The 10,157-nt window shown below is 30.7% G+C and carries 9 protein-coding genes; all 9 read right to left on the bottom strand.

Going from position 1 to position 10,157, the window contains the following annotated elements:
• Window positions 1-129 precede the first annotated feature (129 nt).
• Window positions 130-1,488: a sugar ABC transporter substrate-binding protein gene (locus tag ACTHW2_RS07070; RefSeq protein ID WP_442263257.1), complete on the bottom strand. Its 1,359-nt coding sequence runs from the start codon at window positions 1,486-1,488 to the stop codon at window positions 130-132.
• 15 nt (window positions 1,489-1,503) lie between these two features.
• On the bottom strand, window positions 1,504-3,876 hold the full coding sequence (locus tag ACTHW2_RS07065) for a glycogen/starch/alpha-glucan phosphorylase (RefSeq protein ID WP_442263256.1): 2,373 nt from the start codon (window positions 3,874-3,876) through the stop codon (window positions 1,504-1,506).
• A 3-nt stretch (window positions 3,877-3,879) separates the two neighbouring features.
• Window positions 3,880-5,358 (bottom strand): 4-alpha-glucanotransferase, encoded by a 1,479-nt coding sequence (malQ, locus tag ACTHW2_RS07060; protein ID WP_442263255.1) that lies wholly within the window; start codon window positions 5,356-5,358, stop codon window positions 3,880-3,882.
• 39 nt (window positions 5,359-5,397) lie between these two features.
• A complete protein-coding gene (locus ACTHW2_RS07055) occupies window positions 5,398-6,411 on the bottom strand; it encodes an adenylyltransferase/cytidyltransferase family protein (protein WP_442263254.1) in 1,014 nt (337 codons plus the stop codon).
• A gap of 74 nt (window positions 6,412-6,485) precedes the next feature.
• The gene (citF, locus tag ACTHW2_RS07050; protein WP_442263253.1) at window positions 6,486-7,961 is read right to left on the bottom strand and encodes a citrate lyase subunit alpha; all 1,476 of its coding nucleotides are present in this window, start codon (window positions 7,959-7,961) and stop codon (window positions 6,486-6,488) included.
• A complete protein-coding gene (locus ACTHW2_RS07045; RefSeq protein WP_442263252.1) occupies window positions 7,945-8,805 on the bottom strand; it encodes an HpcH/HpaI aldolase/citrate lyase family protein in 861 nt (286 codons plus the stop codon). Before ACTHW2_RS07045 ends, citF begins: the two co-directional genes overlap by 17 nt.
• Window positions 8,795-9,085, bottom strand: a complete 291-nt coding sequence (citD, locus tag ACTHW2_RS07040; RefSeq protein WP_442263251.1) for a citrate lyase acyl carrier protein — start codon at window positions 9,083-9,085, stop codon at window positions 8,795-8,797. Before citD ends, ACTHW2_RS07045 begins: the two co-directional genes overlap by 11 nt.
• A complete protein-coding gene (locus ACTHW2_RS07035; protein WP_442263250.1) occupies window positions 9,070-9,630 on the bottom strand; it encodes a Fe-S-containing hydro-lyase in 561 nt (186 codons plus the stop codon). The genes citD and ACTHW2_RS07035 overlap by 16 nt, the downstream gene beginning before the upstream one ends.
• A gap of 10 nt (window positions 9,631-9,640) precedes the next feature.
• The coding region (locus ACTHW2_RS07030) for a fumarate hydratase (protein WP_442263249.1) at window positions 9,641-10,157 on the bottom strand (517 nt) is incomplete at its 5' end.

The following is a 10,157-nucleotide window of genomic DNA, read 5'->3' as shown; positions in this document are numbered from 1 at the left end:
TGTGTCGGAACTGGCAGACGAGACAGACTCAAAATCTGTTATCCGCAAGGGTGTGTGGGTTCGAGTCCCACCACCGGCACCAAAATAAAATAATAAAAGCTGAGAAAGATTAATCTTTCTCAGCTTTTATTATTTTATACTATTTATCATATCTTTAAATTCATATTGTAAAATCTCATAAGCTTCCTCAACTGTTTGTGGGTTTAAAGTATTCCAAGAAAGTATTGCTTTTTCCCAAGTAGCGGATACTTTTTCCCATTCTTTTGATGCTGGTCGTTTTTCTGCATCTTCATAAGATTTATAAGATACCTTTATAAGTTTTTTATCTCTTTCATTTAAATCTGAATTTATATATGTTTCTAGATCCATATTTTCTAGTATTTTACCTGTTTCTTTGAAAAATTCAAGTGCATAGTCTCTGTTTACTATTTCTTCTATCATAGCTTTTGTTATCTCTTTTTTGTCATTATCATCTTTTATCCTAGTATTTATAGCTAGCCCGTCTCCATCTTTCCATTGTAACAGTGGATTTCCCATAACTACTAGTTTTTCAATTGGAAGAATATTTATTTCACCTTCTGCAAGCTTAGATAGATGTTTTTTAGACTTTATAGATCCTGGTCTAAGTGATGTATTTCCTCCTGTTTTAAATGAAGTATCCATAAAGTCCATATATTCATCTTTAGAAAACAATTTACTATCTTCTTTTTGACTATAATACCAGTAGTTGAATATTGCCCTAAATGTTTCTTCTTCATCTACACTTAACTCAGAGAAATATCTAGTCATATCTGAATAAAACTCATCTGGTTCTACCTTTGTTAAAAGTTCTATATTGGTAGCATTCATAAAACTTATACCATACCATATGTCAAACAATGGTATTAATATATCTTCGTTACTAAGTTCAGTAAATTCTATATCTTTTACAGTATCTATATCATTTGCTTGTGCATTTTTAGTATTTACAAAGTTTAACAGTGTTTTAATGTTCATAGGAAAAGCCATATATCTATCATCTACTTTGAATTGAGCACCTAGTCCTTTATCATAGTGATCAGATATATTTAAGTTTTCGGCTATAGATTTTGCATCTAATTGTCCTAATACATACTTTTTTTCCATATCATATAGTCTCTCTAAAGGAAGAGTAAATAAGTCTGCTACTTTTTCATCTTCTGGATTTATATTATCTAGTAGTTCTATATGCTCTACCGTTGACTTTTCAATAAATTCAATATTTGCATTTGGATATCTATCTTTTACTCTATCAGCAGCTTTTTCGTAATACTCTCTCCACTCTTTTTCCACTTGAACTGTTATGGTAATCTTTTCATCTTTATTATTGTCTTTTTTCCCTTCATCATCTTCTATTACTTCATCATTAGATCCATTATTTATTTCTGAATTTTTATTGGGATCTTTACAAGCTGCAAGCGATGTAATCAGTAGTGACAATATAAGAAATAAAGTAATTTTTCTTTTCATCCCAATCCCTCTTTACTATTTTTTCTTGTTGATTTTCCATATTTCATTTGCATAGTCTTCTATAGTTCTGTCACTAGAAAATTTACCAGCGTTTACTATATTCATCCAACATTTTTTAGCCCAAGAAAGTCTATTTTTATATGCTTCGTTTGCTTTTTCTTGCGCTTTTCTATAACTAGCAAAATCTTTCATTATAAAGTAGGTGTCTGGCTTATTATGAGAGTCTTTATTTAATATAGAATCATAGAGATCTCTATAAAGTCCTGTTCCTCTATCATCAAAAGTTCCATCTACAAGCGTATCCATTACTTTTTTTAATCCTGGAGTATTTTCATAATAGTATACCGGATCATAAGTATCCCAAATTTCTTTTATATCATCTACTCTTAAGCCAAATATAAAGTTATTTTCTTCTCCAGCTTCCTCTACTATTTCAACATTGGCACCATCGTAAGTTCCAATAGTTGGTGCACCATTTAACATAAACTTCATATTTCCAGTACCGGATGCTTCTTTTCCTGCTGTAGATATTTGTTCTGATAAATCTGCCGCTGGAAATAGTTTTTCTCCATATGTTACCCTATAGTTAGTTGCAAATACAACCTTTATTTTTCCTTTTACTACTGGGTCATTGTCTATAAGGTTTTTTATATCATTTATAAACTTTATAACAGCTTTTGCTCTAAAATATCCTGGTGCTGCTTTTCCTCCAAATATAAATGTCTGAGGTTTTCTATCCATATTTGGATTTTCTTTTATTCTAAAGTACAGATCTAATATATGAAGGGCATTTAAAAATTGTCTTTTATATTCATGAAACCTTTTTATTTGAATATCAAATATAGAATCAGGGTTTATTTCTACTCCTTCATTTTCTTTTATATACTCGGCTAATTGTATCTTTTTTAGATGTTTTATATTCATAAGTTTATTGAGCACTAGTTCATCATCTTTATATTTTACTAATCCTTTTATTTCTTTTAAATCAGTAGTCCACTCTTTAGATCCTAAAAGTTCCGTTATAAGCCTAGAAAGTTCTGGATTCGAAAGAAGAAGCCATCTTCTTTGTGTTATACCGTTAGTTTTATTATTGAATTTTTCCGGATAGAGTGTATACCAGTTATTAAGTTGTGTCTCTTTTAAAATTTCCGTGTGTAATCTCGCCACACCATTTACTGAATAACTACCATAAATAGATAAATAAGCCATTCTAATATTATTATACGAATTAATTATTTCATATTTATATATATCTTTAGAAGATACTCCCTTATTTATAAGTTCTTCTTTTAGTTTAATATTTATTTTTTCTATTATTATATATATATTTGGAAGTAATTCTTTATAGAGTTCTACTGACCATTCTTCTAAAGCTTCAGCTAAAATTGTGTGATTTGTATAGGAAAATGTTTCAGTAACAATACCCCATGCCTTATCCCATTCTATTGCCTCTTGTATAGTCAATATCCTCATAAGCTCAGGTATAGCTACCGCAGGGTGGGTATCGTTAAGTTGAATAGCATGAAACTTACTAAATCTATTTATTGTTACATGTTCTTTTTTATACTTTCTAACTAAGTCTTGTAATGATGCCGATACAAAGAAATATTGTTGTCTAAGACGAAGTTTCTTACCTTCTATGTCCATGTCATTTGGATATAGAACTTTAGATATATTTTCTGCATCATTTTTTTGTTTTACTGATTCATCATATTGATAATTATTAAATTTTTCAAAATCTAAAGAAACTAATGGCTCTGATTCCCATAGTCTTAATGTGTTTATAGTTTTTCCACCATATCCTATTATTGGTGTATCATAAGGTACTGCAAGGACCTCTTGATCTGAAAAACTTACTATAACAGCTTCTTCTCTATTTTTTATTGACCAAGGTTCTCCGTGTTTTAGCCAATCATCAGCTGTTTCTATTTGAAATCCATCTTCTATTTTTTGTTTAAATAATCCATATTGATATCTTAGACCATAACCATATAAGGGATAATCTAAGGTAGCCGCAGAGTCTAAAAAGCATGCTGCAAGTCTTCCAAGTCCACCATTCCCAAGTGCTGCATCTTTTTCAGATTCCTCAATAGCATTATAATTTATATTTAATTCATCTAACAAATACATTATGTCTTCTTTATATAAAAGATTTGTTAAGTTATTACTAAGAGCTCTACCCATTAAAAATTCTGCACTAAAGTAATATGCCTTTTTTTCATCTTTAAATTTTTCATCTGTTTTATTCCATATAGGAACTATATCTGTCATCACACTCTTTGAAAGAGCAAAGTACTTTTCATTTGGGTTGCACCTTTTTAACTCCTTTCCAAATGTTACCAAGGCTTCTGTTTCCATCATTTTTTTTATTTTCTCTTTATCAACCATAAACTACCTCCAATAGATTTTTGTTAAATCTTTAATTTTTTTAGCAAGTTCTTCCCTCAAGTCTTCTTCTACTATTCTCCAAGTCCAATTTCCATATTTTGTAGATGGTGTGTTCATTCTAGATGTAATATCACTGTCTAAAAAATCTTGCATGGGTGCAATGGCAAGATTTGCACATGAACTCCACGCACCTCTTACGATTCCTAATTTGAATCCTTCATCAAGATTTAATTTAAAATATTTCATAACATATAAAATATCTTCCCTAGATGCTTTTTTAAACCATTCTATAAGAGTAGGATTATCATGTGTACCTGTGTATACTACCATGTTTTTATTAAATGTGTGAGGCATATGCTCACTTTCTTCTAGGCTATTAAAACCAAATTGTAGTACTTTCATATTTGGGAAACCTGACTCTTTCACAAGTCTTCTAACTTCTTCTGTTATAAGTCCTAAATCCTCTACTATGATATCAAGTTCTCCTAATTCTTCTTTAATCTTATTGAAAAGTTTCATACCAGGGCCTTTTGACCATTTACCATTTATAGCAGTATCCTGACCATATTCTACTTCCCAAAATGATTCAAATCCTCTAAAGTGGTCAATTCTTAAAGTATCAAATATACTGAAACTATGCTTTATTCTTTTTATCCACCACTTATAATCTTCTTTTTCCATAGCATCCCAGTTATAAATTGGGTTTCCCCAGAGCTGACCTTGGGATGTAAAATCGTCAGGAGGTACTCCTGCAACTGTCTTTAGTTTAAAGTCTTCATCTAATTTAAAAAGATGAGGCTTACTCCATATATCTGCACTATCTGCTGATACATATATCGGTAAGTCTCCTATTATTTTTACACCCTTATTATTTGCATAAGATTTTAGCCTTTTCCATTGAATATAAAAAAAGTATTGGGTAAATACCCAAAAGTAAATTTCCTCTTCATTTTCTTTTTCAAACTCTAAAACATCTTTTGAATTATAAACTTGATATTTTTTATCCCATTCTAACCATGAACTATTACAATGTTTACCCTTAATCGACATAAACAAAGCAAAATCTCTAATCCAATCATAATTTACCTTATAAAAGTGTTTTAACTCTTCATATATTTTCCATTTTGAGTTTTTATATGCTTTTTTAAGTATTTTCATTTTTTCTTCATATAAAAAACTATAGTCTACTTTTCTAGGATTGCAATTTGAAAAAATCTCTTTTAAGTCTTCTTCATTAATATAAGTATTATTTATAAGTTCATTTAAATCTATAAAATAAGGGTTCCCTGCAAAAGCTGAAAATGACTGATATGGGGAATCTCCAAGTGATGTTATTCCAAGAGGTAGTATCTGCCAGTTTTTTTGACCTGATTTCTCTAAAAAGTCAACAAATTTATATGCTCCACTTCCAAAATCACCAATTCCAAATCTACCGGGTAAAGAAGATATATGTAAAAGTATTCCACTCGATCTATCTTTCATGCAATCACCTCCATCCTTGTAATAATCTATTGTATGTAGTTATTTTAATTTCTTTACTATTTCTTTGCCTTTTTCAGATTTTAAAAATTTTATAGTGCTGTCTGGTAAATATTTATATGCTATTTCTTTTTTTCCACTTTTAAGTAATTGTCTTATATGCGATGCACTTATTACTTCACTATCCATCTTTTTTCTGTCTATAACCCTTACATCAACTCCAAAAATTTTCAATATATCTTCTATATTTTTATTGTATGCTTGAGTTACTAAATCTATAGGCTCTGTACCTAAAAATCTTTTATCTATATCTAAATCTTTTGCAATTCTTTGCCCAAATATTCCAGCATCAAGTTTTGTATATATATCTAATTTATCATCTTTTTTCTTTAAAAAGTAAGTTGGAAAAGTTCCTCTAGATATTATGTAGGGTCCTGATTTAATTAAATCAATTCTTTCATCTTTTCCAATTTCATTTTGTAAAATCTCCAATCTATCCTTAAATGGAAACACTGATTTATCTTCTTCTACTACAAATATAAGTAGACTATCTACTTCTTCTAAAGCTTTTTCTATTAGAAATTTATGTCCTAGTGTCATAGGGTTACAGTTCATAACTATAGATCCTCTAGTTCCCTTTTTACTTGATAATTTATCCTTTACTTTTTTTATCCACTTATCATAATTATAGAATCCACCTTCAAGAAGTGTCACATCTTCTGTTTGATAAACCTCTTTAAGTCCAAGAGACTCAAATATTTTTTTATTGTTTGGGCTAGTAAATATAAAATATGAATCATATCCCTTATCCATTAAATGAGATAATAGAGAGTTATATATTATAGAGATAGTTCCTTCACCTTTGTATTCACAGGACGTAAAAAAATATTTTAAAACATTTTCATCTACTGAACCTGTTGATATAATTTCTCCTTTATTTCTTATTACAAAAGTCTTTTCCGGATAGTCATAGTCCACATCAAATCTCTTTAAAAAAGAACTTATATCTTTAATATCATTTTTATTAGTTTTATTTATTTCATCGCTAAAATACACTTTATTACCTCCTTAACCTATTATAAGATAAGGAGCTGCAAGTCGCAACTCCTTATCTTATAATTTTACCCTTATTAATTTTTTATTTCATATATATAATCTAATACAGATCCATCTCTATACTGGGATAAGCCTATTATTCTTTGGCCTTTTTCAATTTTTTCAGGTTTTCCCATAACTTCTTCAGCATATGATTTTAATTCTTTTATATCTATTATATCTACATTTGCTTTTTCGAAAGATTCTATAAGATCTTTTCTCATAGGATTTACTGCTATTCCTCTTTCTGTAACTAGTATATCTACAGTTGACCCCGGTGTAGTTATTACTTCTACCCTATCTTTTATGAAAGGTATTCTGGAAGAAAATAGTTTTGATACTATTATAGATACTTTACTGCCTGCTGCTGTATCTTGATGTCCACCAGATCCTCCCATAATAACTCCATCAGAACCTGTACTTACGTTTACATTAAAGTTTGTATCTATTTCTGTAGCTCCAAGTATTACAATATCTAGATTATCTACTACAGCAGATACTTCAGGGTTTCCATATAGAGATGCACTCATTCTTATATGGTTTGGATTTCTCTTTAATGATTCAATAGCTTCAAGATCAAAGCATTGAACATCAAATAAACTAGTGAAAAGTCCCATCTCTAACATTTCAGTAAGATATCCTGTTATTCCACCAGATGCAAAACTTCCCTTTATATTGTTTTCTAACATATAATCTTTTAAAAAATCTGCCACTGCAAGAGATATGCCTCCTGCTCCAGTTTGAAAACTTAATCCATCTTTTAAAAGACCTGTAGCTTTCATGGCCTTTAAGGTATCTTTTGCTATTTTAAGTCCAATTGGGTCTTTTGTAACTTGGGTAGTACCAGATACAATACCAGATTTTAATCCAATTGAATCTATCTCGTATATATAGTCTACATAGTCTTCACTTATATCAGCTGGATAATTAGGATATTCTACTAAAGAATCTGTTATAGATATTACCTTTTTAGCCTTTTGACTATCAGCTATAGCATATCCTAAAACTCCACAAGAGTTTTCTCCATTTACTCCAGATATATTTCCCATTTCATCTGCACTTGGTGATGCTATAAAGGCTGCATCTATTACTACTTCTTCATTTAATATACTTCTAGCTCTTCCACCGTGAGATTGCATTAGAATGCTTCCCTTTAGTTTCCCTTTACTTACAGCCGTTGCTACTCCTCCTGTTATATAAGAGGTTACTATGTTTTTAATAGTACCATCTTCCATTAGCGGAATGATTTCTTCATGAGCTGGAAATATAGAACTTGAAACTAAGGTTAAATCTTTTAATCCCATCTTTTGTAAGGCTTTCATTACAGGAACTAAAACCCTATCTCCATTTCTTAAGTGGTGGTGAAAAGATACTACTGCTTCATCTTTTAAGTCTAACCTTTTTAAAAGTTCATCCATATCTTTAACGATCTTTTTTCTTTTAGAAGATTTAGAAGGAAATTCTGATTGCTTTAAAACTTTTACATCTTCTAGATTATCTAAGTAGTTCATCATATTCCTCCTTGTACTCTCCGCTAAGTTTCAATGTGTTAAGTGCTCTTAAAATAATAGGCTTATCTATCATTTTACCCTCTATTGAAAAAGCTCCCAATCCTTTTTCATTTGCATCTTTTACACCTTCTACAACTCTATATGCATATTCTATTTCTTCTTTTGATGGTGAGAAAAGTTTATTTACTAGATCTGCATGTCTTGGACTTATTATAGCTTTTCCCGTCATTCCTAAGTCTTTAGCATGTAGTGTATCTTCTCTTAGACCTTCCATATCATCGGTGTCTGTAAAAGGAGTATCTATAGCTTGAATTTCCATAGCTTTTGCTGCTGCTATAATCTTAGCTCTTGCATAGTCTATCTCTTTTGAAGCTTTTGTCCTCTTTGAACCTAAGTCTAATGTAAGGTCTTCTGCACCTAAAAACATTCCGACTATTTTGTCTGATTTTTGAAGTATTTCAAAGGCTCTTTCAAGTCCAAGTGCACTTTCTATAAGTGCTATGATTTCTAAATCTAAATTGTTTTCATCTAAATATTTATCTAAAGCAACCATAGATTCTACTCCTGCTTTTGGAAGTAGTATTCCTTTTACATCTACTTCTTTTAAGCTATCTAAGTCGTCATAAAAATATGGACTATCAAGTGGGTTTATTCTAATGAATATATCAGTTTTTGTTCTAAAAGTATTTAAATATTCTTTAACTAATATTCTAGCAGTATCTTTTTCACTTAAGGCTACTGCATCTTCTAAATCTATAAAAAGAGCATCTGCTCCTAGTATATCCGAATTTTGTAACATTCCAGGATTATTTCCTGGTATAAATAAAATACTTCTATAATTCATCCCTATCACCACTTCCTCTTTTGACAGCTGCCCTAACTCTAGCTTTAATAGTAAAATCTAATGCTCCCTTATCTTTTACTATTACTTTAGCATTGTCTACTTCTTCTTCTATAAGAGTATCATAAACTGTTTTTTCTATCTGTTTTCCATATTGTTTTTCTACAACTGATTCTACATCTATATCTAAATCGCCTTCCCCAGGAGATATCATAACAAGTATATCATTTGATTCTACAGTGCCTGCCTTAGCCATTTTTTTTATTTCTATTTGTTTGCCCATTCTAGATATTCCTTTCTTCCTTGCATATAAAGATCATTTCCCTGAGAATCATTTATAACTGTTACTGGAAAGTCTTCTACATACATTTTTCTTATAGCTTCTGCACCTAAGTCTTCATAAGCTATAATTTCAGCAGTTTTTATAGTTTTCTTTATAAGAGCTGCTGCTCCTCCTATTGCTGCAAAATAAGTTGCACCATGTTCTACTATTTTATCTTTTACTTCTTCACTTCTTTTTCCCTTTCCAATCATTCCCATAAGTCCTGCATCTAAAAGTGCTGGAGTATATGAGTCCATTCTATAGCTTGTAGTAGGTCCTGCTGAACCTATTGGTTCTCCTTCTTTTGCTGGAGCTGGCCCTACGTAATATATAACTGCTCCTTCAGGGTCAAATGGAAGCTCTTTTCCTTCTTCTAAAAGTTTTACAAGTCTTTCATGCGCAGCATCTCTTGCAGTATATACATATCCGCTGATATATACAACATCTCCTGCTTTTAAATCTTTTAAATCATCTCTTGTTAAAGGTGTATTAAGTGTCTTTTTCATTTTTTCCCTCCTAAAGAATAACTTGTTTATGTCTAGTTGCATGACAGTTTATATTAACTGCTACAGGTAGTCCTGCTATATGTGTAGGATAGTATTCTATATTTACCTTAAAGGCAGTAGTTTTTCCTCCATATCCTTGCGGTCCTATTCCAAGAGCATTTACTTCTTCAAGAAGTTCTTTTTCTAAGTCTGCATAAAAAGGATTTTCTGAATATTCGTCTACATCTCTCATCAAAGACTTTTTAGCTAAAAACGCTGCCTTTTCAAAAGTTCCACCTATTCCTACCCCTACAACTATTGGAGGGCAAGGATTTGGTCCTGCTAGTGTTACTGATTCTAATATAAAATCTTTTACACCTTGAAGACCTTCAGCTGGTTTTAGCATTTTTATTCTAGACATATTTTCTGAACCAAAGCCTTTTGGTCCAACCATTATAGAAAGTTTATCTCCTGGCACTATATTATAATGGATAACTCCTGGTGTATTGTCTTTTGTATTTACTCTGTCTAATGGATCTTTTACAACT

Origin of the sequence: Tissierella sp., from assembly GCF_052089545.1 — a bacterium.
GTDB lineage: Bacteria > Bacillota > Clostridia > Tissierellales > Tissierellaceae > Tissierella_A.
This window is presented reverse-complemented; position numbering and strand designations above follow the sequence as displayed.